This is a genomic window from Thalassospira sp. CA1 (genome assembly GCF_059052855.1).
Genome location: NZ_JBZCIA010000002.1, coordinates 501,511 through 527,692 on the forward strand (window position 1 = coordinate 501,511; position 26,182 = coordinate 527,692).

A 26,182-nucleotide genomic window follows, 5' to 3' on the forward strand; every position below is an offset into this window, starting at 1 on the left:
CTCGCAGCTAATTTAAACGCGATGTTAATAAGATTAAAACTTAATAAGAGCATATAGATATCAGAAACACGTTCTGCACTGCCGCAGAAGGCAGATGTTTCGATGAACTCGGGGTTGATCGTTCAGGTATCTGGCTTGGGGTAGCGGAGAAGAAAAAAGAATGTTCTTGATCATTGGTTATATCGTCGTAGTCGGCTCTGTCTTGGGTGGCTATCTGCCGCATGGCGACTTTGGCATTCTTGTACAACCGCTTGAAGTTCTGATCATTTTCGGGGCTGCGTTTGGTGCCTATTTGACTGCCAACCCGCTTGGCATCGTGAAGAAATCCTTCACCTACACCATTCGCGCCATGAAAGGCCCAAAGAAAAAGGCCGCCTATCTGGAACTTCTGATCTGCCTTTATGCGATTTTCCGCCTTGCGAAATCCAAAGGCGATCTTGCGCTTGAAAGCCACGTTGAAAACCCGGAAAGCTCCAGTCTGTTTTCCAATTTCCCGATGCTGATGAAAGATCATCATGCGATGGAATTCATGTGCGACTATCTGCGCTTGCTTACCCTTGGCACGACAAACGCCTATGAACTCGAAGCCGTGATGGATCAGGAACTTGAAACCCATCACGAAGAAGAACACGCAGTTGCGTCCGCCGTGCAAACGGCTGGTGACGGCCTTCCGGCGCTTGGCATTGTTGCGGCTGTTCTTGGCGTTATCGTTACCATGAGCTCGGTGACAGAACCGCCTGAAATTCTTGGTGGCCTGATTGCGGCGGCCCTTGTCGGTACCTTCCTTGGTATTCTCGGTGCGTATGGCTTTGTAGGCCCGACCGCATCGATCATCAAAAACACCGTGGACGCAGACGGCAAATATTACAGCTGCATCAAAGCAGCCTTGGTTGGTCACATGCAGGGATATGCCCCGCAGGTCTCGGTGGAGTTCGCCCGTAAAACCCTCCCGCATAATCTTCGACCCAGCTTCAAAGAGCTTGACGAAGCGCTGCAAGACGCGCCCACGGCTTGATTTTGCGATAAAAGATCTGGTTTAGAGGACAACGCAGCAAATGCCCGATATCGTCATAAAAAAGATCAAAAAAGGTGGGCACGGGCATCATGGTGGTGCCTGGAAAGTTGCCTATGCCGACTTTGTGACGGCGATGATGGCATTCTTCCTGTTGCTGTGGCTGCTTTCAAGCGCGACCGAGGAACAGCTGCAAGGCGTGTCGATGTATTTCACGCCCGAAACCATCTCGCAAAATGAATCGGGTTCTGGTGGATTACTGGGCGGCACCAGCCTGGCCGAAGAAGGTGCGCTGCGTTCCGAATTCGGATCGCCATCCATCAGCATGGAAATCCCGCCGGTCGAAACACCGGAAGAACGCGAAGCCATCCGTGTGGCCCAGATGGAAGAACAGGAATTCAACGAGGCACAGGAAGAACTCCTTAAGGCAATCGAAGCCAACGAGGAACTTCAGGGCCTTGAAAAGAACATCCGCATCGAAAACACCGATGAAGGGCTTCGCATCCAGATCCTTGACGAAGACGGCACCGCCATGTTCCCGAGTGGCAGTGCCGCCATGGCCGATCATACCCGCCTTCTGCTGCAACAGGTCGCAGGCGTGATTGAAAACATGCCACAGGATGTCTCGATCGAAGGCCATACCGATGCCGTGCCGTTCAACCGCACGGACGGATATTCCAACTGGGAACTGTCAGCTGATCGTGCGCTGGCCACACGTCGTGCGCTTGAAGACATGGGGCTTGAAACCGGACGCTTTGCCAAGGTTGCCGGTCTGTCGGATACCGACCCGCTCCTGCCCGAGGCACCGGAAAATGAAAGCAACCGCCGCATCAGCATCACCTTGCTGCGTGGTACTGGCGAACGTTCCGCGCTTGAAGGCACCGGCGAAGCTGGCCAAAACGGACAAACTGCACCGACAGGTGCAGCACCCGCTGGCCCGGCACCATCGCCTGCCCAACAACCGGCACAGGGTGAAAACCAGCGCCGCCCGACCTTCTCGGTTCCGTCACAACGGTGATTTGAAATCTGGCAACAGAAATCGGTGCCCTTTTGACCGTCAGGCCTTTAAACTGTCATAAACAACACCTAATCTCATAGAATAGTTCTCTTTGATGTGACCGGGACTGATCGGATCAAATGACAGTTAATCAGCGGCGCTTGACCCAGCACTATTTTATGACTGCACCGATGCCGTGCCCATACCTGCCCGGCCGGTTCGAACGTAAACTGGTCACGGAATTGCGCGGGCCCGAAGCCAACAACGTCCATGATCTTTTGTCGCGTGCAGGCTTTCGCCGCAGCCACTCCATCGCCTATCTGCCGGCCTGCAGTGATTGCAATGCCTGTGTTCCGGTTCGCGTCCGCTGCGACGGGTTCGAACCCAGCCGGTCCTTCCGCCGCATCAAGAACAGAAACAACGATCTTGTCCGCAAGGTAATGCCACCGTCCGCGACCCAAGAACAATATCAGCTGTTTAGCACCTATCAGGATGCCCGGCATGGCAATGGTGACATGGCGCGCATGGATGCCCGTGATTACCGCGCAATGATCGAAGACAGCACTGTGGAAACCTCGATCTTCGAGTATCGCCGGGATGATGACAGCCTGATTGCTGTGGCGCTGGTTGATATTCTGGCTGATGGACTGTCTGCTGTTTACAGCTTCTTTGACCCCGAAGAAGACCGCCGCGGACTGGGAACTTACATCGTGCTTGATCTGATCGACGAAGCCAGAATGCTCTCCCTTCCGCATGTCTATCTCGGCTACTGGATCGGCGATTGCCGCAAGATGTCCTATAAGATGCGCTTCCAGCCCCTTGAAGGCTTCCGCGACGGTCAGTGGATCTCGATGGAAGACGCCGATAGCGACGCGGACTAAGCTGTAAAAGTTCGCGTTCTGCACCAATTGCGCGAACCACTTTCCCCAATTAGACTAAAGTACCATACAACAACTCGATCCTCGGTTGCCTGCCCGTAAAGACGCATATAAGCTTCGTCTCAAAGCTGATCATCCAGCTTTTACAGATAAATCATGAGCTTGCATCTTTGGGAGGTTGTAACCAATGAAACGTCGCCAATTTCTTTCCGGCGCTGCCGTAGCAGGTGCGACTGCTGCTGCCGCGTCAACTTTCGCCAAACCGGCAATTGCCCAGGACGTCCGCGAATGGCGGATGGTCACCACCTGGCCGAAAAACTTTCCGGGCCTTGGCACCGGCGCAAACCTTCTTGCTGAATACATCACCAAGGCATCCGAAGGTCGCCTGAAAGTTACCGTTTTTGGCGCAGGTGAAATTGTTCCGGCATTCGAAGCCATCGACGCTGTTGGCAACGGCACCGTCGAAATGGGCCACGGCGCGCCTTACTACTGGAAAGGCAAAGTCGACGCGACCCAGTATATCGCAGCAATGCCGTTCGGTCTGAACGCACAGGAACAGAATGCGTGGTTCCAGTGGGGTGGCGGTCAAGAGCTGGCCGATAAGGTCTATGCGGAACTGAACTGTAAGTTCTTCCCGTCGGGCAACACCGGCACCCAGATGGGCGGTTGGTTCAACAAGGAAATGAATACCATTGACGACTATAAAGGTCTGAAAATGCGTATTCCGGGCCTTGGTGGCGAAGTTGTCAAAGCAGCTGGTGCCAACGTTGTGAACCTTCCGGGTGGCGAAATTCCGCCGGCACTTCAGTCGGGCGCGATTGACGCAACCGAATGGGTTGGTCCGTACAACGACTTGGCATTTGGTCTCTATAAATCGGCCAAATACTACTACTATCCGGGCTGGCACGAGCCGGCGACCGTTCTCGACAACTTCATCAACCTGGATGCATGGAATGCACTCCCGGATGATCTGAAAGCCATTGTCGAGCAGGCAAACCGTGCTGTGAACCAGATGGTTCTGTCGGAATTCACCGCGCGTAACGTTCAGGCACTCGACACCCTGCGTAACAAGCACGGCGTTGATGTTCGTCCGTTCTCTGACGACATTCTGACCGGCCTTGGCAAACTGTCGGGCGAAGTTCTACGTGATCTGGTTTCGTCGAACCCGCTGTCGCAGGAAGTCTTCGAAAGCCTTATCGCCTTCCGTACCCAGTCGATCGCATGGTCGAAATTCTCGGAAGCGGCATTCGCACAGGCACGTGTTCTGCCGTTCAAATACTAAGTTCTCCGAATTCGGAAAACGACAAAGGGCTGGCATTTGCCAGCCCTTTTTATTTGGCATGCTCCAAACTTATCAGAGCCGGCCACTGATACAAAAAAGGCACCCATACGGGTGCCTTTTTCTTTGATGATATGTCGCCGTCGTTCTTAGAACAGAACGCTCGGAAGCCAGGTTGCCAACCACGGGAAGGCAGCCACAAGGCACAGGCCAAGCATCTGAATAACCACGAACGGTACAATCCCGCGATAGATATCCCACGTCTTGATCGCCGCCGGGGCCACACCGCGCAGATAGAACAGCGCAAAGCCGAATGGCGGTGTCAGGAAGCTGGTCTGAAGGTTGATCGCAATCATCACACCCAGCCAGACCGGATCGACATCAAGCTTAAGCAGGATCGGGCCGACAATCGGGATCACAACGAACACGATCTCGATGAAGTCGAGGAAGAAGCCCATGACGAACATAAGCAACATCACGACCAGCATCGCACTGAACACACCACCCGGAAGGTTGTGCAGCAGTTCTTCAACCAGATGATCGCCACCCAGACCACGGAACACCAGCGAGAACACCGACGCACCCAGAAGGATGACAAACACCATCGCGCTGACCTGAACCGTCTGGCGCACCACATGGCGCAGCACAGGCATATCAAGACGGCGATAGAACGCAGCCAGAATGGTCGCACCGACCGAGCCGAATGCCGCGGATTCCGTCGGCGTTGCAATCCCGGTCAGGATGGAGCCCAGAACCGCCACGATCAGCAATGCCGGCGGCAGCAATGCACGCAGTACTTCACCCCAAAGGCCTGCCGGGCGTTTGCCCTCGACCAGTGCGGGTGCTGATTCCGGATCAATCAGGGATTTGATGATGATCCAGCCGATATAAAGCCCAACCAGCATAATTCCCGGAATGAAGGCACCGGCAAACAGATCCATCACCGAAATCGGTTCCGGTGCCCAGTTGCCCAGCGCACGCTGCGCTTCGGCATAGGCGCCCTGCAGGATATCACCCAGCAGAACCAGAACGATCGACGGCGGAATGATCTGACCCAGCGTACCCGATGCACAGATCACACCGGTCGACAGTTTCGGATCATAACCGGCTTTTTGCATCGCCGGCAGGCTGAGCAAGCCCATGGTCACAACCGTCGCACCGACAATACCGGTGGATGCCGCCAGCAACATGCCGACGATCACGACCGAAATACCAAGGCCGCCACGCATGGTGCCAAACAGCATGCCCATGGTGGTCAGAAGCTTCTCGGCGATCCGTGCGCGTTCAAGCATCACGCCCATGAACACGAACAACGGGATCGCAACATAAAGCTCGTTGGTCATCACGCCGAAATAGCGTGACGGCAAAGAGCCCAGAAGCGGCATATCGAATGTGCCCATGGCGTTGCCAATAAGCGCAAAAGCAAGACCGGTGCCCGCAAGTGAGAAAGCAACCGGAAAACCAAGAAGAAGCACGCCGCAAGCTACGGCGAACATCACCAGGCTAAGAATTTCCCCCGTCATCAGACGCCCTCGTGCTCTTCTTCTTTGATTTCAAACTCTTTGTGACCGGTCAGGACCAGAACACTGCGCGCTGCCAAAGACAGCCCCTGCAGCAGCATCAGGACACCAAAGACCAAAATCACAGACTTATAAAGGAACAGTCCCGGAAGCCCGCCGGTTTCATGCGATCCTTCCAGACGGTGCCAGCTCGTGACAACGTAAGGATAGCTGTACATCAGGATCATGATAACCACTGGCGCAAGCAGGAACAGGGAACCAAAAAGGTCTACCCATGCCTTGTAGCGCGCAGATGCCGGACGATAGAAAACGTCAACACGCACATGCCCCCCATGCAGCAGCGTGTAACCCGCGCCGACCATGAACATGATGCCGTAAAGCCACATATAGCTTTCCTGCATCGACACCCAGCCGACCGCAAAGCCATAACGCAACGTTGCCACCAAAAATGTGATCACCACCATGGGGATCACCAGCCAGGCTACTCCGCGTCCGATCCAGTCATTAAGACTGTCGACGGCGCGGACGAAATTTCCCAGAAACTTCACTTTTCACTCCCAAGCCCTTTTTTGAATCTCACAGGAAAATTGCGGGCTTCCTGTTAAACAGGTTGGGAAGTTACAGATTAACCACCGAAAACGCTATATCTTTTGCACCGAATTTCGGCCATTTCTGCCGGGAAATGCAACAAATCACAGGCAGTGCATCAATTTTCGTCATTCAGGCAAAGAAAAAGCCGGATGGCTTGGCACCACCCGGCTTTTATCAAGGCGTTTTAACACCCGTTATTCAAACTTGTTGGACCGCGGGAAGCCATTTGGCGGCAGGCGCCCTGCCCCGGCACGTTTGCCAATCCATTCGGCCAGCTCGGTCACAGTCCGGGTACGACCTTCGCTGCCGCCCATGGTCCAGCTGAGACCTTCTTCAAGGTTAAACAGGATAAGGTCCGAAAGCCCGCCCTGACGGTATTTCTGCAGGATCACACCGCGGCCACGCGTCATCTCTGGAATTTCCGAAACCGGATAAATCAGCAATTTGCGGTTATCCCCCAGAACGGCAACATGGTCTTGCTCAACCGGCAGGAAGATCTTGGCAACTTCACCAGTTCCAAGGTTAAGCACCTGTTTGCCGTTTTTGGTCTGCGCAACCACTTCTTTCTCGGCCACCAGGAAGCCGCGTCCACCGGAACTTGCCACGAGAAGGTTACGGCCCTCCTTGTGCACCACCATCGAAACAATGTCATGTTCCTGCGGCAGATCGATGGACAGACGGATCGGTTCCCCATGACCACGCCCGCCCGGCAGTTTGTCACACGACATGGTGTAACAACGCCCGGCCGTCGACAGGATCAGAAGCTTGTCGGTGGTAAATGCCTTCAGCGCAAAGCGATGCTCGTCACCATCCTTGAACTTCAGGTCGCTGATATCGGCAACGTGGCCCTTAAGCGCACGCACCCAGCCCATTTTCGAACAGATCACCGTAATCGGTTCACGTTCGATCAATGCTTCCAGCGGAACTTCGATTTCTTCCGGTGCATCGCCAATCTCGGTGCGGCGCTTGCCAATGGCAGTCTTCTTGCCAAAGTTTTCACGCATCACCTCGATCTCGTCGCGGATTTTCTCCCAACGCAGGCTCTCGCTGGCCAGCAGAGCCTCAAGACCCTGCTTTTCCTCGGTCAGTTTGGCATGCTCGTTCTTGATTTCCATCTCTTCGAGCTTGCGCAACGACCGCAGACGCATGTTAAGGATCGCATCGGCCTGCACTTCGGTCAGGTCAAACGCCTTCATCAGGGCGTTTTTCGGCTCATCCTCATAACGGATGATCCGGATCACTTCATCAAGGTTCAGATAGGCAACAAGATAGCCTTCTAACACCTCAAGACGGTGATTGATCTTGGCCAAACGATGGTTGGAACGGCGGATCAGAACATCCTGACGATGTGCTAGGAATGCGCGCAGAACTTCGCGCAAGTTCATCACACGTGGCGTGTTGTCGCCGTCCAGAACGTTCATATTCAAGCCGAACCTGATTTCCAGTTCGGTATTCTTGAACAGCATTTCCATCAGGTGTTCCGGTTCAACCGCGCGGGTGCGCGGCTCCAGAACCAGACGAATGATATCGGTCGACTCATCACGCACATCGTTCAGAAGCGGCAATTTCTTTGCCACCATCAGATCGGCGATCCGTTCAACCAACTTGGCTTTCTGAACCTGATAGGGAATTTCGGTAATCACGACCTGATAAAGACCGTGGCTAAGCTTCTCGACTTCCCATTTCGCACGCAGGCGGAATGATCCACGCCCGGTCGCATAGGCTTCGAGAATGTTCTCACGCGGCTCGACCAGAACACCACCGGTCGGGAAATCCGGACCCGGCACACAACGCACAAGCTGCGCAATCGAGGTTTCCGGATCATCAATCAGTTTGATCAGGGCCGTGCAAAGCTCGCCGGCATTATGCGGCGGAATGTTGGTCGCCATACCCACGGCAATGCCCGACGCCCCATTGGCCAAAAGGTTCGGGAAAGCAGCCGGCATCACAACCGGTTCTTTTTCCTCGCCGTCATAGGTCGGGCGAAAATCAACGGCATCTTCGTCAAGGCCATCCATCAACGCAGCGGCAACCGCTGTCATGCGGGCCTCGGTGTAACGCATTGCCGCCGCGTTATCGCCGTCAATGTTGCCGAAGTTGCCCTGACCATCAACAAGCGGATAACGAACCGCAAAATCCTGTGCCAGACGTACCAGCGCGTCATAGACCGACTGATCACCATGCGGGTGATATTTACCGATCACGTCACCGACAACACGCGCACATTTCTTGAACCCCTGTTCCGGGTTCAGTTTAAGCTGACGCATGGCGTAAAGAAGACGACGATGCACTGGCTTGAGGCCATCACGCACATCAGGCAGAGAACGCGACATGATTGTCGACATCGCATAGGCGAGATATCGTTCGCTCAGCGCGTCTGCAAGCCGGGTTTCCCGGATTTGTCCGGCACTTGCCGGATCGGAAGTCTTGGTGCTCATGAACGATTTTTCTTGTTGCTTGTCAAAATGGACATGTGCAAGTGCGTTCGGACCCGAACACCTTACGTTATTGGCAACATACTACGCCGGGCATGGTCTTGGTCAACATATGGCGCGCAAATTGCCGAATTTATTTTTCTGCTCAGATATCCGTGCGCCAGACATGGCTGACAAGACGGTCCCGCGCAGCAACAGGTTTGATACCTTTTGCCACGAAAATATCGCGGTGAATGAAAAAACCGGTCAGTTTCAGACCATCGCGCAATTGTTCTGATAAAGACATTTCCTTGCACGATTGAGACGCCCGACCAGAAGCAAGAAAGGCCGGCAACGGCAACATCCGGTCACGATACGCCTGCCCTGATGCCTCGCCAACAGCACGGCCGCTTTTGGGCGACACAAAGGCAAGGTTTTCGGTCTCGTTGGTTGCGGCACATCGATCCAACGCCAAGCCGTAACCGAGCTCTTCCAGTAACCCGACTTCCCAACGGATATAGGCAGGCAACCATTGCTCGGACTTAAGGGCCGACATCAGCGCGACGGTCCCACGATACAGATCCGGATGGGCTTCGCGTTCCGGAAGCGTCGCATCAAGCATCGCACAGGCCGAACTCATCGCCATCAAGGGGCCAGCATGCAACAAAAGGTCTGCGGCATGCGCGCCGGTCAATTCACAGCGAAATTGCCCAAGATGTTCGGCCAACCGGGCAGACCACCCCACCCGGATTTCATTGCCGGGCTCAAGGGTGCCACGCATGGATTTGCTGGTAGCACCCCGCACCAGCCCCGCATGGCGGCCATAATCACGGGTCAGGACAGAAAGACGGACTGAATTTTCACCCAGCTTGCGTGTCGAAAGAACGATACCGTCATCCCGCCAATCCATCCGCGTACCTTAGAAAAATCCGCTGGGTACAATGAGGCGGGTGACAAGGAAAAAGAACCCGAGCAGGCAGGACGCCAAACTGAACAACGCCAAACCGAACACAACCTTGCGCAGGATCGGGCGGTTCGGGATTTCTTCGATGGCATCAGAAAGCGGATCAGATGAGTCATTACGCATTAGGTCGGGCCTCCACCCGTCATGCGCCAGAACAGGCCCAGCACAAAGACGGCGATCGCAATCAGAAGTGCAATCAGGTTAAGCGGTTTGTGCAGGAACGATTTTTCACGTTGCACAGACGCACTGGAATTGCGGTTGCGGAACGGACGTCTGGCGACACGCGCAACAATCATTGCGGCAGCAGCGCCAACAATGATCATGACAATTCCCCAGACGGATCCGATTTCCATTACTTACCCGGCAATTTGTGGTCACGCAGCATGGGACAAAACAACGCGATCAGGCGTTGTGATCAAGACCCCACATGGCAAAGCGGTTGGGATCATCGCCCCAGTTTTCACGCACCTTCACAAACAGGAACAAATGTACCCGGCGTTCGAAAATGGCTTCAAGTTCCTTGCGGGCGTCACTGCCAAGCGCCTTGATACGTTTACCACCCTTGCCAAGGATGATCGCCTTCTGGCCTTCACGCTCGACAAAAATGGTCTGCTCAAGCTTGACCGATCCATCCTTGCGCTCTTCCCAAAGCTCGGTCTCGACCGTTGCCGAATAAGGAAGCTCCTGCTGAAGCTGGTAATAAAGCTTTTCACGGGTAATTTCGGCCGCAAGCAGTCGCAGCGGCATATCCGAAACATCGTCTTCCGGGAACATCCACGGGCCATCGGGCATCTTGGCGGCAAGGAAATTCACCAGATCCTGCGTACCCGCACCCTTTTTGGCCGAAATCATGAAGACATCGGTAAAGACTTCATGGGCAAACAGGTCTTGCGACAGACGCAGAAGCTTTTCCTTGTCCGATACCTTGTCGACCTTGTTCAACGCCAGGATTGCCTTGCGGTTCTGTTCCTTAAGCGTCTTGATGATGGCCAGGTCTTCGTCCGTGATGCCGCTTCCGGCATCAATCACCAGAACAACAAGGTCTGCGTCATCTGCCCCATTCCAGGCTGCCTTGACCATCGCGCGGTCAAGACGGCGTTTGGGTGCAAAGATGCCCGGCGTATCAATGAAAACAATCTGCGCGTCTTCGGTCATGACGATACCGCGCACGCGCGTTCGTGTCGTCTGGACCTTCGGCGAGACGATGGACACTTTCGTACCAACCAACTGGTTCAAAAGTGTCGATTTGCCGGCATTCGGCGCACCAACGAGGGCCACAAAGCCACAACGTTGCTGATAAGGTAATCTGTCTTCGGCCACCGGTGTGGGAACCTCATTCATCACTAAGTTTATCCAACATCAATTTTGCGGCGAGTTGTTCCGCCTCGCGTTTCGATTTGCCTTCGGCACTGACACTATCACCGTCGCCGGTCGTCAGTTCGATGGTAAATAACGGCGCGTGGGCCGGGCCTTCACGGCCGACCATCTCGTATTTCGGTAACGGCTTGCCCCGCCCTTGCAGCCATTCCTGCAATTGCGTCTTGGCATCCTGCGGCGGCTTGTTGGCTTCATCCAAAAGCGGCGTCCACAGCTTTTCAATAAAACGCCGTGCCGGTTCAAGACCACCATCAAGATAGAGTGCGGCAATCACCGCCTCCATGCAATCAGATAAAATCGCCGGATTGGTATCCGCCCCTGCTGCGCGTTCACCCTTGGCCATCTGGATATGTTCACCCAGTTTGATCTGTTCTGCCACGCGCGCCAAAGTCTCGCGGCGCACCAGTGCGACAAACCGTTTGGCCATGGCCCCTTCGCGCTCACGACCGAACCGGGTATAGAGCATCTCCGCCACGACAAGACCCAGCACACGGTCGCCAAGAAACTCAAGGCGCTCGTTGCCGCCGCTTAGCATATCCTTGCCCTTGGCGGCACTGCGATGGGTCAGCGCCACACGCAAAAGGTCGGGATCGGAAAAACCGTGATCAATCTCGGCGATCACCGGCAGGCCGTCGCTCATCAGTTAACCCCCTGGAACAGGCGATCAAAGCGGATGCTGCCAAGGTCATAAACCGGTTGGGAGCTGTCCTTGGAATAGAACAGGAATTCTGCGCGACCGACCAGGTTTTCAATCGGAACAAACCGGAAGCGCGACGGGAACGCACGGCTGTCTGCCGAATTGTCGCGGTTATCACCCATCATGAAGAAATGACCTTCGGGAACGGTGAAGGCTTCGGTGTTGTCGCTGGGTCCCTGATCGCCAAACATCTCAAGAATGCGATGCACACGACCATTTGGCAGGGTTTCGATATATTGCGGCACTGCGGCTGATCGCCCGCCACCATCGGTCAGGATGTAATCCTCGATGCGCTCGCGCTCGATCATCTTGTTGTTGATGTAAAGGCGGCCTTCCTTGACCTGAACCGTATCGCCCGGCAGGCCGATCACACGCTTGATGTAATCCTGCGAGGTATCAGACGGCAGTTTGAAGACAACCACATCGCCACGTTCCGGTTCGCTTTCAAATACACGGCCCGGAATGATCGGCAGGCTGAACGGCATGCTGTGCTTCGAATACCCATAAGAGAATTTCGACACAAACAGGTAATCCCCCACCAGCAAGGTCGGGATCATCGAGCCAGACGGAATATTGAACGGTTCGAAAGCAAAGGTCCGAACCATAAGTGCAATGACAATGGCCCAGAAAACGGTCTTCAAGGTGTCGAGCAAACCACCCGTTTTCTTCTTATGCACAAGCTTTTCCATTCCGTGTTCAACCAATCAATTTTTGTCAATCTGCCGAAATCACAACGACCGCATTGGCCATCGGATATTCGTCCGTCAGGGTCACATACACAGAGGCAGTTTTCCCATCCGGGGTCAATTCTTCAAGTCGTGCTTGCGCACCTTCAATCAAAACCATATCGGGCTTGCCGCTGGGCTGATGTACCACACCCATGGTGTTATGATAAACACCGCGACGAAAACCGGTCCCAAGCGCCTTTGAACAGGCTTCCTTGGCGGCAAACGCCATGGCAAGCGACGAGGCCGTCCGGTGCGGCTTGCGTTTGGCACGCGCAATCTCGATATCGGTAAAGACACGCTTCATGAAACGCTCACCATGGCGTTCAAGAGTAGCCTCTATCCGACGGATATCGCATAAATCTGTGCCAATCCCAATGATCATTTACGCATAACCTGCCTGCGTGCGTGCTTCATCCATCAAACGGCGCATTTCGGCAATCGCCGCTTCAAGCCCGACAAACACCGCTTCACCAATCAGGAAATGCCCGATATTAAGCTCGGCAATTTCCGGCATGGCGGCAATCGGCTTGACGGTTTCGAAATTCAAACCGTGACCGGCATGAATTTCAAGTCCGATCCCTGCCCCATATTGCACAGCATGGCGGATACGGTCCAGTTCGCGGGCACGTTCTTCGTCGGTCTTCGCATCGCAATAGGCCCCGGTATGGATTTCCACCACCGGCGCGCCAAGGCTTTTGGCCGCGTCAAGCTGTGCTTCGGATGCCTCGATGAACAGTGATACGCGAATGCCGGCATCACCAAGATCCGAGACAAAACGTTTCAGATGATTATGCCCACCGGCAACATCCAGCCCGCCTTCGGTCGTGCGTTCTTCGCGTTTTTCCGGCACCAGGCAAACCGCATGCGGCTTGGTCTGAATTGCGATGGCCATCATTTCATCGGTTGCCGCCATCTCGAAATTAAGCGGCAAATCAACTTCTTCGCGCAGGCGCTGCATATCCGCATCACGGATATGGCGACGGTCTTCGCGCAAGTGTGCGGTGATTCCATCCGCACCAGCCGCCTTGGCAAGTTCTGCTGCCCGCACCGGGTCGGGCAGATCGCCGCCGCGGGCGTTTCGAATGGTCGCAACATGGTCAATATTGACCCCGAGGCGCAGCTTCGCATTCATGATGTTTCATCCTGCTTTTTGGTGGCGTGCTTTGCGGCGGTTCCGATCTTTTCCTTGGCACTTTCAAGCATCGGGCCAAGGCCATGACGCTCGGTCTTTTTCATCCGGCGCAAGATGCGGTTATGGCGATAAATCACAACCGCACGGCGGATCGGGAAGTAAAACAGTATCCAGATAACAATCGTTGTCGGAATACAGCCAACCACCATCGGCCAGATGATATCAACAATGCTGGCCCAAAGTTGCCCCAGTGCCTGCTGATCGCTGACATCCCAATTGCCGAAAATAAGCCCGCCGCCGACATAGTTCAGGCCCAGGACAACAAATTCCCACAGCACCGCCATATCGAAATGCACTGTCGAACTTGCCGAATGCGCGCCAAGGATCCAGTTGCCGCAGGTATAAAGCCACAACCAGATAAATGGAAATGTCCAGGGATTGCCAACCACGGTGCCCAACAGGGATGCCACCACGTTACTGCGCGTCAAAAGGCTCAGCAGTGTCGAGATGACAAAGTGGAACCCGATAAACGGTGTGAAAGACACCGCTGCCCCAATCGCGAAACCCGATGCGATGCTATAGGGCGATCCCGGCAAACGGGCGACGCGATGGGCAAAATACTGTGACGAACGACGCCATCCGCCGCGCGGCCATACCACGTTGCGTACACGCTGAAAGGATGAAGGTTTGCTGCGGCGCCGAAACATGCGGGGTCAGTTCTGGATCTAATCACGTAATGCTGTAAAATCTTGAAGCATATGCGTAAGTGCTGACTGCGCGATTGGCAAGGCTTTTGCGCCAAATTCGCCTAAAAGGTGAAGGCGTTTACAGTTCGCCGTCACCCGCGCGCGCGTTCAACGGCATTGACCACAGGTGTGGCACGCAATGCGGCAATGATATTGGTCAGGTGTTTGACATCGACCACATCGATATCAATCAGCATTTCAAAGAAGTCTGTCGTGCGATTGGTAAAGCGCAGATTGGTGATGTTGCCATGGTTTTTGGCAATCACGCTGGTGATTGAACTAAGCGCCCCCTGCTCATGCCCGACGGTCAATCCAAGGCGGCCGATGAAGTGTTCCGGTTCGCCCTCGTTATCCCAACCGACATCAAGCCAGCGTTCGGGCTGCTCGGTAAAGGTTTCCAGCGTATCGCAGTCAATCGTATGGATCGTCACACCCTTGCCGGTTGTGACAATCCCGACAATTCGATCCCCCGGCAACGGGTGGCAGCACCCTGCATAATGCACGGCCATACCGGGAATAAGGCCCTTGATCGGGATGGCGTGGTCATGTTTGCGTGCGCGCACTTTATCAAGTGGCACAACCTTGCGCGCCGTTTCCTTGTCCTTGGTACCCGGGAACACGGCATGAACAACTTCACGCCCGGTGTGATGCCCCGCCCCGACAAGGGTCAAAAGCGCATCAACCGATGGCTGTTTGAAGATTTTAAGAACCCCTTCAAGCGCCTTGTCGGAATAGTCATAGCCTTCCTGACGGAATGCCTTTTGCAAGATCGCCTTGCCAAGATCCTTGTACTGGTCTTCCTGCTGCTGACGGATAAAGCGGCGAATTCTCGCCCGCGCCTTGCCGGTAACAACAAAGCGCTCCCAGGTCGGATTCGGCGTTTGCGCCTTGGAGGTAACAATCTCGACCTGGTCACCGTTATTGAGCACCGTGCGCAACGGCACCATCGCCCCATTAACCTTGGCCCCGACACAGGTATCGCCGATGTGGGTGTGGATCATATAGGCGAAATCAACCGGGGTCGCGCGGGCCGGAAGGGCGATCACATCGCCCTTCGGGCTAAAGCAGAACACCTGATCCTGGAACATCGCAAGCTTGGTATGTTCAAGGAATTCTTCCGGCTCTGACGCATGTTCCAGAATATCAAGAAGGTCACGCAGCCAGCGATACTGCACCCCTTCCTTCTGCTGTCCGGTCGGTGCTTCCTGCTTATAGGCCCAGTGCGCGGCCACACCGTTTTCGTTGACCTCGTGCATCTGGCGGGTACGGATCTGCACCTCGATGCGGTGATTTTCCGGGCCCAGCACCGTGGTATGGATCGAACGATATCCGTTGGGTTTCGGGGTCGAGATATAATCTTTGAACCTGCCCGGAACCACTTTGTAATTGGCGTGCAGATAGCCCAGCACTTCGTAGCAATTGGGCATGTCATCGACCAGCACGCGAAACGCCATGATGTCAGATAGCTCACCAAAGGTGATGTTCTTGCGCTGCATCTTCTGCCAAATCGAATAAGGCCGCTTTTCACGCCCGTAAATATCGACCTTTAGCCCCTGTCGCGACACGACATCGGTCAGTTCCGAAACAATCCGGCTGACAACGTTATCGTCTTTCTGGCGCAGGAACTCCAAGCGCGCCAGGATCGAATCCCGTGCTTCGGGATTGATATGCTGGAAGGCCAGATCTTCAAGCTCTTCCTTGATGTCATGCATACCGATGCGTTCGGCAAGCGGGGCATAAATCTCAAGCGTTTCAGCTGCGATCCGCACGCGCTTCTCCGGCTTGGAGATATAATGCAACGTCCGCATGTTGTGCAGTCGGTCGGCCAGCTTGACCAGCAACACGCGAATGTCTTCGGACATCGCCAAAAGCAGCTTGCGGAAGTTTTCCGCCTGCTTGGAATCTGCAGACTTCAGTTCGATCTGGGTCAGCTTGGTCACACCATCGACCAGCTTCATGATGTTGGTCCCGAAAAGCTTGGTGATCTCTTCAGGCGTCGCATCGGTATCTTCGATGGTGTCGTGCAGAAGGGCCGTGATGATCGTGTCGCAATCAAGCTTGTAATTGGTCAGAATGCCTGCGACTTCAATCGGATGGGAAAAATACGGGTCACCGGATGCGCGCTTTTGCGAACCGTGCTTCTGGGTCGCATAGACATAGGCCCGGTTCAGCGTGGTTTCGCACGCATCGGGGTCGTATGCCTTAACCCGTTCAACAAGTTCGTATTGCCGCATCATTCAGGGGCGTCTCCGCAAGTATTTCCGGGAACAGTCCGCGCTCCCTATTCATAAGATAGTACGATCTGGACAAAAAAAAGCCACGGAAGATAAACACCGTGGCTCTTCTTTTGGAAAGGTTCAGATCAAAACCAGTCTGACCTTATTCTTCTTCCGACGGAGCAACAACGCCAGCGGAAGCTTCTTCAACAGCTTCAGCAACCAGTTTCGGACCAAAATCGTCTTCGGTTTCTTCCGGCTCATCGGCTTCAACATGCCGCTGCAGACCCTGCACCATGCCATTGCGCAGATCGTCAAAATCAACCGTTACTTCGGCGATTTCACGCAGCGCAACAACCGGGTTCTTGTCGTTGTCACGATCAATGGTCAGTTCTGCACCGGCCGAGATGTTGCGTGCACGCTGAGCTGCAAGCATTACAAGCTCAAAGCGGTTCGGAATCTTGTCAACGCAATCTTCGACGGTAACGCGCGCCATAAATGTCTCCAGAAATACTTTTGGGGTGTCCAGACCGAGCTTTATAGCGTCGGATCACGTGTGTTGCAACAGCGAAACCACTCTTTCGATCAGGTTTTCGCATGCTTTATCAGCCATTCGTTTGTTTGCGAATCTGCTGATCGGCCGGCAGATCGGAAATCAGATCGTCTACTGTACGGTTCAAAACCGGGTGAACCCAGTCGGCAACCACGTCCCGCAAAGGCAGCAAGACAAACGCCCGCTCCGCCATGCGCGGATGCGGCACCTGAATACCACCCTCCTCGCGCACCAGTTCCCGGCCATAGGCAATCAGATCAAGGTCAATGACACGCGCGGCATTGCGTTCCCGCCGAACACGCCCGAATTCGGCCTCAACGTCATGTAACCGCAAAAGCAGATCATGTGCCGAAAGCTCGGTGGAAATGCGTGCAACACCGTTCACGTACCAGGGCTGATCGGAAATCGGCACCGGTGCGGTTTCATAAAACGATGACACCTGATCGATCGAAATGTCGCCATTTTCGGCCAATCGACGCAGTGCGGCTTTCAATGTTTGTGCAGGCGCACCATATTCTTCGGTAGGCAAATTTGCACCGAAAGCAATCAGGATAGCGTCATCCGCGATCATGCTGGTGTCTGACGGTGAAGAATTGCGCACAAAGAAGACCTTCGGTTCGGTGATTGGGCGTATGACAAGGTTCGGCAAGACGGCATATCTAAGGGAGCCACCCTGCTCTGTCCACGATATTTTCGCCTTTCTTTGTCCCTGCACCCACGGTAAACATGAAAGGTCTGTATTTGAAAGTTCCGTATTTTAGGAACTGCATAATTAAATTTGATGTTTGAGGAATTTAACGATGATTTTTTACCCGCAAGAACGCATCGGGTTATTTATCGACGGCTCCAATCTTTATGCCGCTGCCCGTGCCCTTGGTTTTGACATTGATTACAAACGTCTTTTGGATCTTTTCGCCCAGAAAGGTCAGCTGATCCGGGCCTTCTACTACACCGCCCTGATTGAAGATCAGGAATATTCCCCGATCCGCCCGCTTGTCGATTGGCTGGACTATAACGGCTACACCATGGTCACCAAACCGACCAAGGAATTCACCGATGCCGCCGGTCGCCGCAAGATCAAGGGCAACATGGATATCGAGTTGGCAATTGACGTCATGGAAATGGCGCAACACCTTGATCATGTTGTTATTTTCTCGGGCGATGGCGATTTCCGCCGTCTGGTCGATGCCGTGCAGCGTAAAGGTGTGCGCGTCACTGTTGTTTCGACCGTCAAATCAAATCCGCCGATGGTTGCCGACGAATTGCGCCGTCAGGCCGATAACTTTATCGAACTGACCGCCCTTGAAGGCACGATTGCACGTAAGGTTCAGCAACGCCGTGACGACGATCACCCCGATATCGACGATCATCCTGAACATCCCGATCTCGAAGAATTCGATTACGATTGATCGCGACATTGCGTCGCCCGTCACCCTGCCCTGATCACCACCGGTTACAGTCCGCACTGTAACCGGCAAAACGTCAGACTTGCCATGACCGCCTATCAGCAACCCGATATCGATTGTCAACTTTGCCCGCGCCTTGTTGAATTCCGCCGCAAGAATCAGGAAAAATTTCCCGAATTCTACAACGGGCCGGTGCGTCCGTTCGGACCGCTTGATGCGCGCCTTCTGATTGTCGGCCTTGCCCCCGGGCTTAAGGGGGCCAATGCCACCGGCCGTCCCTTCACCGGCGATTACGCGGGCGATCTTTTGTATGACACGCTTAAAAAGTTCGGCTTCGCCAGGGGCACCTATGACAAACGCCCGGATGACGGCCTTGAACTGCTTGATTGCCGCATCACCAACGCGGTGAAATGCGTGCCCCCGGAAAACAAGCCCACCGGGCCAGAGGCCAATACATGCCGCCCGTTCCTGATCAGCGAATTTGACGCCATGAAGAACCTGTCGGCTATTCTTTGCCTTGGACAGGTGGCGCATCAGGCGATGCTGCGCACCTTCGGGCTCAAGCTTTCATCGCTGAAATTTGGCCATGGCGCATCGCATAAAATGGAAAATGGCATCACATTGTTTGATAGCTATCACTGTTCGCGCTACAACACCCAGACCTATCGCCTGACGCCAGAGATGTTTGAAAACGTCTTTGCCGGAATTCGCGCACATCTGGACGGTTAATTTGCCCGATACATTGCCCATGCCCGACCTTCTCGACCGACCTGTACAACGTCAGCCGATTGACGTTCTGCAAGAAGTGTTCGGCTATGACAGCTTTCGCGGCCAACAGGCTGAAATCATTGATCATGTTATCGCTGGAAATGATGCACTAGTCCTGATGCCAACCGGTGGCGGCAAGTCGCTTTGCTATCAGGTTCCGGCACTGTGTCGTCCGGGAACGGCTGTTGTCGTGTCCCCGCTGATCGCGTTGATGAAGGATCAGGTCGATGCGCTTAATCAGCTGGGCGTCAAAGCCGCCTTTATCAATTCGACCCTTGCCCCCGATGCAGCGCGCGAAATTGAAACGCGTGCCGTCGATGGTGATATCGATCTTCTTTATGTGGCGCCGGAACGTTTTGCCTCTGACCGGTTTTTAAACCTGCTCGACCGGATCAGCATTTCACTGTTTGCGATTGATGAAGCCCACTGCGTGTCGCAATGGGGCCATGATTTCCGCCCGGAATATCGCCGGCTTGATTTGCTACCAACCCGCTTTGCCCATGTGCCGCGCATTGCACTTACCGCAACGGCCGATACCCCCACCCGCAAAGACATTGCCGAAAACCTGCATCTGACCGATGCACAGTGCTTTATCACCGGCTTTGACCGCCCGAACATCACCTATCGCATTGAAACCAAGGGCAATGCCAAGCAACGCTTGTTATCGTTCCTTAATCGCGAACATGCCGAGGATGCCGGGATCGTCTATTGCCTGTCACGACGCAAAACCGAAGACGTCGCGCAATGGCTTTCGGAAAATGGTCGACCGGCCCTGCCGTATCACGCAGGTCTGGCACAGGAAACACGCCAACTTCATCAGGACCGCTTCCTGCGTGAAGACGGGCTGATCATCTGTGCCACTGTGGCCTTTGGTATGGGGATCGACAAACCCAATGTACGCTTTGTCGCCCACCTCAACCTGCCCAAAAGCATGGAAGCCTATTATCAGGAAACCGGGCGTGCCGGGCGTGATGGGCTGCCGGCCAATGCGTGGATGAATTACGATCTGTCCGATATCGTCTCAATCCGAAGCATGGTGGCCGGTTCCGACGCACCCGAAGCCCAGAAACGCATTGAATCGCGTAAACTCGATGCGCTGGTTGGTCTTGCGGAAACCACCCGTTGCCGCCGTCAGGTGATCCTGTCCTATTTTGGTGAAGATCGCCACGAACCGTGCGGTAACTGCGACACCTGCCTTGAACCTGTTGATACCTGGGATGCCACCCAGGCCTCGCGCAAGGCGCTGTCGGCGGTATATCGCACCGGCCAACGCTTTGGCCCGGCGCATGTGATCGAAGTCCTGATGGGCCGCAAGACCGAAAAAATCCGCCAAAACGGCCATGACAAGCTTTCAGTCTATGCCATTGGCAAGGATATCGCCCAGCCACAATGGCGCTCGGTCTTCCGACAGCTCCTTGCCATGGGATATCTCGAAGTCGATGTCGAAGGACATGGCGGCGTCTATCTGACCGAGGAGTCCCGACCAGTTCTGCGCGGCGAAAAAGTCGTCGAAATGCGCAAAGACCCCGGCGAAAGCAAACGCGCCATGACCAAGCGCCTGCGCGATTTCGATACCGAATTCGAAAACGAGGAAGACCGCGACCTTTGGGAACGTTTGCGCACGCTCCGCCGCGAACTGGCTACCAGCCAAAACGTGCCGCCCTATGTGATTTTCAGTGACCGGACACTATGGGAAATGGTGCGCTTCAAACCCCGCACCCTTGAAGATATGGCATCTATCAACGGTGTCGGCGTCAAAAAGCTTGATCAGTACGGATTGGCATTTCTTGATGTCATGGACGGACGGCGGTAACCCGCCGTCCCGTCATCAAATCATCTTTTGGCAGTTTTGCCCTAAAGGCTTGCGCGAATGGCGCTGACAATTTCCTCGTCTTCCGGCTTGGTCCGGCTGTCAAAGCTTTGAATAAGCTTGCCATCGCGGCCAATCAGATATTTGTGGAAATTCCATTGCGGGGCGTTTTCAGCGCCCAATTCCTGCTCTGCCCACTTATAGAACGGATGCGCATCCGGGCCCTTGACCGTGGTTTTTGATGTCAGCGGGAAGTCGACATCAAAATTGACCTCACAGAAATCAAGGATATCGGCATCCTCGCTATATTCCTGTCCGCCGAAATCGGCCGACGGGACGCCAAGGACAACAAGCCCCTCGTCACGGTAGTCTTCCCACAGTTTCTGCAGGCCGGTATATTGTGGCGTAAACCCGCACATCGAGGCGGTATTTACCAGCAAAACGACTTTGTCGTTATACTCTGAAAGATGGATTTCACCGGCATCAATCGCCGGGAAAGAAAAGTCGTATGCAGATGGCGCATCATCCGATGCCATTGTCTCCCTCCAGGACAAACTCACGACAACAATAGTAAAGACAAAGAATACAACGAATTGCCGCCTATTCATAGCGCTCCTCCGTCCATGGGTCGGCATTGTTGTGATATCCGCGTTCTTCCCAGAAGCCCGGCTTGTCATCGCGGGCAAAGGTGATCTTTTTCACCCATTTGGCACTTTTCCAGAAATAAAGCTTCGGGATCACAACACGAAGCGGCCCGCCATGCTCTTCACTCAGCGGCTCACCCTCCCAATGATGGGCCAACAGCACGTCATCATCCAGAAACTGTTCGATCCGAACATTGGTCGTATAGCCATCATGGGCGGTAAACAGGACGTGACGCGCAGCGGGTAATGGATCAACAAGCTCTGCCAGCGTTGTGGCCAACACGCCCTGCCAGTGATTTTCGTATCGCGACCAACTGGTCACACAGTGAATGTCGTTTTTGGCCGTGACATGCGGCAAATCAAGCAGATCGGAAAAGCTCAATGTCACCGGCTTTCTGACCTGCCCGTTGATTTCAAGTTGATAGTCATCCGCTGACACATGCGGCGTGATGCCAAGGTCCAGAACCGGCCAATCCGTGACAAGACGCTGGCCCGGCGGCAAACGGTTCGCACGCTCAGTATCCGGCGCGCCGGTCATCAAGCGTCCGTCTTCGGCCCACTTGCGCTTGGCCGCGATCAGTTTGTCTTTGATCTTGCCTGAAAAGCTCTCGGTCACTGGATATTCCTTGGTTGATGATCGACATACGAAAAATGGCGCCAACACGTTCACCATGTCAGCGCCATTTAATCTCTTTTCATAAGGCTACGGCAAGTCACATGCCCGCGACCGATCTTTCAATCAGCCAAAGTCGCGCATCAAACGCGCCTTGTCGCGCTGCCAGTCACGCTCTTTGACCGCTTCACGCTTGTCGGCCTTTTTCTTGCCCTCGGCGATGGCGAGTTCAAGTTTCGCAATACCGCGCTCATTGAAATACAGTTTGACCGGAACAAGGGTGAAACCCTTCTTGTTCAGGGCATCATGCATCTTGGTGATTTCACGCTTATGCAAAAGCAGCTTGCGCGGTCGGCGCTCTTCGTGGCCGAACGGCATTTTGCTTTGATATTCAGGGATATAAGCGTTGATCAGCCACACTTCGCCGTTCTTCGCTTCGGCATAGGATTCCTGAATATTCCCCTTGCCATCGCGCAGCGATTTAACTTCGGTACCGCGCAGGGCGATGCCGGCTTCAAACGTTTCCGTCAGGAAAAAGTCAAAGCGGGCCCGCCGGTTCTGCGCGACAATCTTGTTGTTACTTGTTTCTTTCTTGGATGCCATAAGACGCTTGTTATCGCTTACTGGCCGAGAATACCAGCATTCTTAAGTGCGGCTTCGACCTTGCGTTTGGATTCTTCGGCAATCTCGACCATCGGCAAACGCATATGGCTGCCACACAGGCCAAGAAGCTCTGCTGCGTATTTCACCGGTCCGGGGCTGGATTCACAGAACATCGCCTTGTGAACCGGCATCAGTCGATAGTTCAACTCCTGAACCTTCGAAATGTTCCCCGCAGCCCAGGCGGCATGCAGATCAGCACACAATTTCGGCGCGATGTTCGATGTGACGGAAATACAGCCATGACCACCCTGTGCCAGGAACGGTACAATCGTACCGTCTTCACCCGACAGCTGGCAGAAATCGGCACCCGCCGCCAGGCGAGTCAGTGCCGGACGTTCCAGATCGCTTGTCGCATCCTTAACACCGACAATGCGCGGCAATTTGGCCAACTGCGCCATGGTGTCGACATTCATATCAACGATCGAACGGCCCGGAATGTTGTAAATCACAATCGGGATATCGGTCGCGTCATGAATTGCCTTGTAATGCGCATACAGGCCTTTCTGTGTCGGCTTGTTGTAATACGGCGTTACCACAAGTGCGGCATCCGCACCGGCATTCTGCGCATGACGGGTCAGCGACACCGCTTCTGCGGTCGAATTCGAACCCGTGCCGGCAATCACAGGACCGCGGCCTTTGGCAACTTCAAGTGCCAGTTCGACAACGCGATGATGCTCGGCATGGCTAAGGGTCGGAGATTCACCGGTGGTTCCGACAGGCACAACACCTGTCGTGCCCTGTTTAAGCTGCCAATCCACAAAAGACTGGAACGCCTTTTCATCAATCGCACCATCTTGCGTGAATGGTGTGATCAAAGCTGTGATTGAACCCTTAAACATAGAGATCTCCAAATTCGGGATATATTGAAAGCGGTCGCGAAAATAGCCGCTGTTGGGGTTTCCCGCAAGCACTGTATCCAATAATCCGGGCGATCCGGGATCGGGTCTGAAAATTCCCGTCAGGACTGTTTGGCTTTTATCAAATTCGCTGCCATAATGCCCGGCTCGAGAGAGCATTCGTTGCCGCAAGGCACAAGGGGAACATCACATGGCGCAAGCGTCTTTCCGCAAGATTTCGATCTGCGCATTGGCACTGGGCTTTTCGATCTTGATACCAGGCAGTTATCAGGTGCAGGCCGCAACGAATGAAGACAACGTTCTTCAGACGCAGCCGCCCTCGCCGCTGTATTCTGCTGTCAGCCGGGCGCGCCTGAACGCCTTTCTGGACGCGGTTGAAGATGGCAAGACCGACATTTTCGAACAACTCCTGACCAATTTTGATGATCCCCTGCTGCAAAAGGCAGCGGAATGGATGCTGCTGACCGCCCCCAATTCCGGGCACAGCTTCGAAGAAATCACCGCCTTCATCGATGCCCATCCGAAATGGCCCAATCAGGCGCTGCTGCGACAGCGCGCCGAAGAAGCCATGACCGATGCCGTGCCCGATGACGAAATCCTGGCCTGGTTCAAACGATCCGCCCCGGTGACTGCTGATGGCGCAACGCGCCAGATCAAGGCGTTACTGGGTGCCGGACAGGAATCGGCGGCCATCGCACTGGTCCGCCACAGCTGGATTAACGAGAATTTCGGCAGCGGTCAGGAACGCCGCTTCCTTGATCGCTACGGCGAATATATTGATCAGGAAACCCATCAACAGCGCCTTGATCGCCTGTTATGGGAAGGTCGCCTGACGACTGCCGCGCGCATGATGAAATATGTCAGCGACGATTACCGCCGCCTGGCCGAGGCCCGCGCCGCCCTTCGCGCCATGAGTGGCGGTGTTGATGGTGCGATCAATCGTGTTCCGGAAAAATACCGCGATGATCCCGGCCTGATTTACGAACGTGTGCGCTGGCGCCGCAAGAAGGACCGCGATCAGGATGCGCGTGATCTTCTGCTCTCGCAGGCCAATGATCTCGCCTATATCTCGATCCGACCGCAATACTGGTGGCTGGAAAAGGCCATTCTGGCCCGCCGCGCCCTGCAAAAGGGGCACATCACCGATGCCTATCGCCTTGTCGCCAACCATGGGCAGGTTGATCCAGGTGATATCGCCGAGGCCGAATGGTATGCCGGCTGGATCGCGCTTGAATTTTTGGGCGATGCCGACATCGCGCTGACCCATTTCCAGAACCTTTATGATGTCGTTCAATACCCGATCAGCTTGTCGCGTGGTTCTTACTGGGCCGGACGCGCCAACGAGGCGCTTGGCGATCAGAAACGCGCCAAGGAATGGTACGCAATCGCGGCCGAACATGCCCATACCTTCTATGGACAGCTCGCCATCGACAAACTGGGCAGCAAGCCATCCTATTCGGTTGAACAACCCGTCCCGACCGCCGAACAACGCGCCGAATTCGAAGCACAGGAACTGACCCAGGTTGTCCGCAAACTCGGCGCGATGGGCCTTGGCAATATTATCCGTCCGTTCATCATGGCGCTGGTTTACGAACATGATGAACCGGAATACCTCGCCATGGCGACCGATCTGGCGCGCGAATATGGCCGCACCGATCTGGGCATTCTTGCCGCCAAACGCAGCATCCGGACTGGCAGTGGCTATCTTGATGCCGCCTACCCGATCCATGAACAGGTTCCGCTGGGCCGCGCCCCGGATCCGGCGCTGGTCCATGCCATCATGCGTCAGGAAAGCCTGTTTAACCCGCAGGCGGTCTCGTCTGCTGGTGCACGTGGTCTGATGCAGTTGATGCCGGCCACGGCAAAGCGCATGGCACAGTCGCTCAAGCTTGATTACGACACTGATCGCCTGATCGAGGATCCGTCCTTCAACATCGCAGTTGGCCGTGCATATCTCAGCCGCCTTCTTGATCGTTGGGATGGTCAGGAAGTCCTGACGATCGCCAGTTACAATGCCGGGCCGACCCGTGTGCGCCAATGGATCAACGAATATGGCGATCCGCGTGACCCGGATGTCGATCTGGTCGACTGGATCGAAATGATCCCCTATAGCGAAACCCGAAACTACGTTCAGCGTGTGATGGAAGGAACTTATGTCTATCGCCGGCGTTTTGCCCGGGACGAGATAGCAATGGGCCAAAGCGACGCGGTGAGCAACGCAGAATAAGGGTTTGCGGGCGACTTGCCCACGGTCCTGATTTGCGCTTGCCCACTTGCACCCCATATTTGATCAATACTGCTTGTCAGAAGAGGTCAG

27 protein-coding genes are annotated in these 26,182 nt (G+C 54.7%); 8 read left to right on the plus strand and 19 right to left on the minus strand.

Going from position 1 to position 26,182, the window contains the following annotated elements; all coding sequences use genetic code 11:
* Nucleotides 1–160 precede the first annotated feature (160 nt).
* From motA to AC5Q5A_RS06470, 4 genes are all read left to right on the plus strand, one after another.
* Nucleotides 161–1,015, plus strand: a complete 855-nt coding sequence (motA, locus tag AC5Q5A_RS06455) for a flagellar motor stator protein MotA (RefSeq protein WP_008891134.1) — start codon at nucleotides 161–163, stop codon at nucleotides 1,013–1,015.
* Between the two features lie 40 nt (nucleotides 1,016–1,055).
* A complete protein-coding gene (locus tag AC5Q5A_RS06460) occupies nucleotides 1,056–2,030 on the plus strand; it encodes a flagellar motor protein MotB (protein ID WP_064781453.1) in 975 nt (324 codons plus the stop codon).
* Between the two features lie 119 nt (nucleotides 2,031–2,149).
* On the plus strand, nucleotides 2,150–2,890 hold the full coding sequence (locus tag AC5Q5A_RS06465; RefSeq protein ID WP_493894727.1) for an arginyltransferase: 741 nt from the start codon (nucleotides 2,150–2,152) through the stop codon (nucleotides 2,888–2,890).
* Nucleotides 2,891–3,074: 184 nt separating this feature from the next.
* Entirely contained in the window at nucleotides 3,075–4,169 is a 1,095-nt protein-coding gene (locus AC5Q5A_RS06470; protein WP_008891137.1) for a TRAP transporter substrate-binding protein, read from the plus strand.
* Between the two features lie 146 nt (nucleotides 4,170–4,315).
* On the opposite strand, the gene AC5Q5A_RS06475 is transcribed toward AC5Q5A_RS06470, so the two are convergent.
* From AC5Q5A_RS06475 to folK, 15 genes are all read right to left on the minus strand, one after another.
* Complete coding sequence (locus AC5Q5A_RS06475) at nucleotides 4,316–5,689, minus strand: TRAP transporter large permease (protein ID WP_008891138.1); 1,374 nt, start codon at nucleotides 5,687–5,689, stop codon at nucleotides 4,316–4,318.
* Nucleotides 5,689–6,234 carry a TRAP transporter small permease subunit gene (locus tag AC5Q5A_RS06480; RefSeq protein WP_063089431.1) on the minus strand — a complete coding sequence of 182 codons (546 nt, stop codon included), beginning with the start codon at nucleotides 6,232–6,234 and terminating at the stop codon, nucleotides 5,689–5,691. The genes AC5Q5A_RS06475 and AC5Q5A_RS06480 overlap by 1 nt, the downstream gene beginning before the upstream one ends.
* Nucleotides 6,235–6,471: 237 nt before the next feature.
* Nucleotides 6,472–8,715 (minus strand): DNA topoisomerase IV subunit A, encoded by a 2,244-nt coding sequence (gene parC / locus AC5Q5A_RS06485; RefSeq protein WP_008891140.1) that lies wholly within the window; start codon nucleotides 8,713–8,715, stop codon nucleotides 6,472–6,474.
* A gap of 142 nt (nucleotides 8,716–8,857) precedes the next feature.
* Entirely contained in the window at nucleotides 8,858–9,601 is a 744-nt protein-coding gene (gene recO, locus AC5Q5A_RS06490; protein WP_493894728.1) for a DNA repair protein RecO, read from the minus strand.
* Nucleotides 9,602–9,610: 9 nt separating this feature from the next.
* Nucleotides 9,611–9,778, minus strand: a complete 168-nt coding sequence (locus AC5Q5A_RS06495; RefSeq protein WP_156518943.1) for a hypothetical protein — start codon at nucleotides 9,776–9,778, stop codon at nucleotides 9,611–9,613.
* Nucleotides 9,778–10,008: a hypothetical protein gene (locus AC5Q5A_RS06500; protein ID WP_008891142.1), complete on the minus strand. Its 231-nt coding sequence runs from the start codon at nucleotides 10,006–10,008 to the stop codon at nucleotides 9,778–9,780. The genes AC5Q5A_RS06495 and AC5Q5A_RS06500 overlap by 1 nt, the downstream gene beginning before the upstream one ends.
* A 49-nt stretch (nucleotides 10,009–10,057) precedes the next feature.
* Nucleotides 10,058–10,996, minus strand: coding sequence for a GTPase Era (gene era, locus AC5Q5A_RS06505; protein ID WP_008891143.1), 939 nt, complete (start codon nucleotides 10,994–10,996; stop codon nucleotides 10,058–10,060).
* On the minus strand, nucleotides 10,989–11,672 hold the full coding sequence (rnc, locus tag AC5Q5A_RS06510) for a ribonuclease III (protein ID WP_008891144.1): 684 nt from the start codon (nucleotides 11,670–11,672) through the stop codon (nucleotides 10,989–10,991). The genes era and rnc overlap by 8 nt, the downstream gene beginning before the upstream one ends.
* Entirely contained in the window at nucleotides 11,672–12,418 is a 747-nt protein-coding gene (gene lepB / locus AC5Q5A_RS06515; protein ID WP_008891145.1) for a signal peptidase I, read from the minus strand. The genes rnc and lepB overlap by 1 nt, the downstream gene beginning before the upstream one ends.
* 25 nt (nucleotides 12,419–12,443) lie before the next feature.
* Complete coding sequence (gene acpS / locus AC5Q5A_RS06520; RefSeq protein ID WP_064789141.1) at nucleotides 12,444–12,839, minus strand: holo-ACP synthase; 396 nt, start codon at nucleotides 12,837–12,839, stop codon at nucleotides 12,444–12,446.
* On the minus strand, nucleotides 12,840–13,589 hold the full coding sequence (locus AC5Q5A_RS06525; RefSeq protein ID WP_493894729.1) for a pyridoxine 5'-phosphate synthase: 750 nt from the start codon (nucleotides 13,587–13,589) through the stop codon (nucleotides 12,840–12,842).
* Nucleotides 13,586–14,248, minus strand: coding sequence for a DUF2062 domain-containing protein (locus AC5Q5A_RS06530; RefSeq protein ID WP_231959728.1), 663 nt, complete (start codon nucleotides 14,246–14,248; stop codon nucleotides 13,586–13,588). Before AC5Q5A_RS06530 ends, AC5Q5A_RS06525 begins: the two co-directional genes overlap by 4 nt.
* 179 nt (nucleotides 14,249–14,427) lie before the next feature.
* Nucleotides 14,428–16,572, minus strand: a complete 2,145-nt coding sequence (locus AC5Q5A_RS06535; protein WP_493894730.1) for a RelA/SpoT family protein — start codon at nucleotides 16,570–16,572, stop codon at nucleotides 14,428–14,430.
* Between the two features lie 142 nt (nucleotides 16,573–16,714).
* A complete protein-coding gene (rpoZ, locus tag AC5Q5A_RS06540; RefSeq protein WP_008891150.1) occupies nucleotides 16,715–17,047 on the minus strand; it encodes a DNA-directed RNA polymerase subunit omega in 333 nt (110 codons plus the stop codon).
* A 109-nt stretch (nucleotides 17,048–17,156) separates the two neighbouring features.
* Entirely contained in the window at nucleotides 17,157–17,705 is a 549-nt protein-coding gene (folK, locus tag AC5Q5A_RS06545; RefSeq protein WP_493894731.1) for a 2-amino-4-hydroxy-6-hydroxymethyldihydropteridine diphosphokinase, read from the minus strand.
* A gap of 199 nt (nucleotides 17,706–17,904) precedes the next feature.
* On the opposite strand from folK, the gene AC5Q5A_RS06550 reads away from it, so the two are divergent.
* The 3 genes from AC5Q5A_RS06550 to recQ all read left to right on the plus strand — a co-directional run bounded on the left by AC5Q5A_RS06550 (nucleotide 17,905) and on the right by recQ (nucleotide 21,091).
* Entirely contained in the window at nucleotides 17,905–18,513 is a 609-nt protein-coding gene (locus AC5Q5A_RS06550) for a LabA-like NYN domain-containing protein (RefSeq protein ID WP_008891152.1), read from the plus strand.
* 84 nt (nucleotides 18,514–18,597) lie between these two features.
* Nucleotides 18,598–19,239: a uracil-DNA glycosylase gene (locus AC5Q5A_RS06555; protein WP_493894732.1), complete on the plus strand. Its 642-nt coding sequence runs from the start codon at nucleotides 18,598–18,600 to the stop codon at nucleotides 19,237–19,239.
* Nucleotides 19,240–19,258: 19 nt separating this feature from the next.
* Nucleotides 19,259–21,091: a DNA helicase RecQ gene (gene recQ / locus AC5Q5A_RS06560; protein ID WP_063089420.1), complete on the plus strand. Its 1,833-nt coding sequence runs from the start codon at nucleotides 19,259–19,261 to the stop codon at nucleotides 21,089–21,091.
* 41 nt (nucleotides 21,092–21,132) lie between these two features.
* Here the strand turns inward: recQ and AC5Q5A_RS06565 are convergent, their stop codons facing one another.
* From AC5Q5A_RS06565 to dapA, 4 genes are all read right to left on the minus strand, one after another.
* Nucleotides 21,133–21,624 carry a glutathione peroxidase gene (locus AC5Q5A_RS06565; RefSeq protein ID WP_008891155.1) on the minus strand — a complete coding sequence of 164 codons (492 nt, stop codon included), beginning with the start codon at nucleotides 21,622–21,624 and terminating at the stop codon, nucleotides 21,133–21,135.
* Between the two features lie 64 nt (nucleotides 21,625–21,688).
* Entirely contained in the window at nucleotides 21,689–22,348 is a 660-nt protein-coding gene (locus tag AC5Q5A_RS06570) for a sulfite oxidase-like oxidoreductase (protein ID WP_493894733.1), read from the minus strand.
* Nucleotides 22,349–22,471: 123 nt separating this feature from the next.
* On the minus strand, nucleotides 22,472–22,948 hold the full coding sequence (gene smpB / locus AC5Q5A_RS06575) for an SsrA-binding protein SmpB (protein ID WP_493894734.1): 477 nt from the start codon (nucleotides 22,946–22,948) through the stop codon (nucleotides 22,472–22,474).
* Nucleotides 22,949–22,965: 17 nt separating this feature from the next.
* Nucleotides 22,966–23,847 (minus strand): 4-hydroxy-tetrahydrodipicolinate synthase, encoded by an 882-nt coding sequence (gene dapA, locus AC5Q5A_RS06580; RefSeq protein WP_493894735.1) that lies wholly within the window; start codon nucleotides 23,845–23,847, stop codon nucleotides 22,966–22,968.
* A gap of 208 nt (nucleotides 23,848–24,055) precedes the next feature.
* Between dapA and AC5Q5A_RS06585 the strand changes: the two genes are divergently transcribed.
* Nucleotides 24,056–26,092, plus strand: coding sequence for a lytic transglycosylase domain-containing protein (locus tag AC5Q5A_RS06585; protein ID WP_197147416.1), 2,037 nt, complete (start codon nucleotides 24,056–24,058; stop codon nucleotides 26,090–26,092).
* The last annotated feature ends 90 nt before the right edge of the window (nucleotides 26,093–26,182 follow it).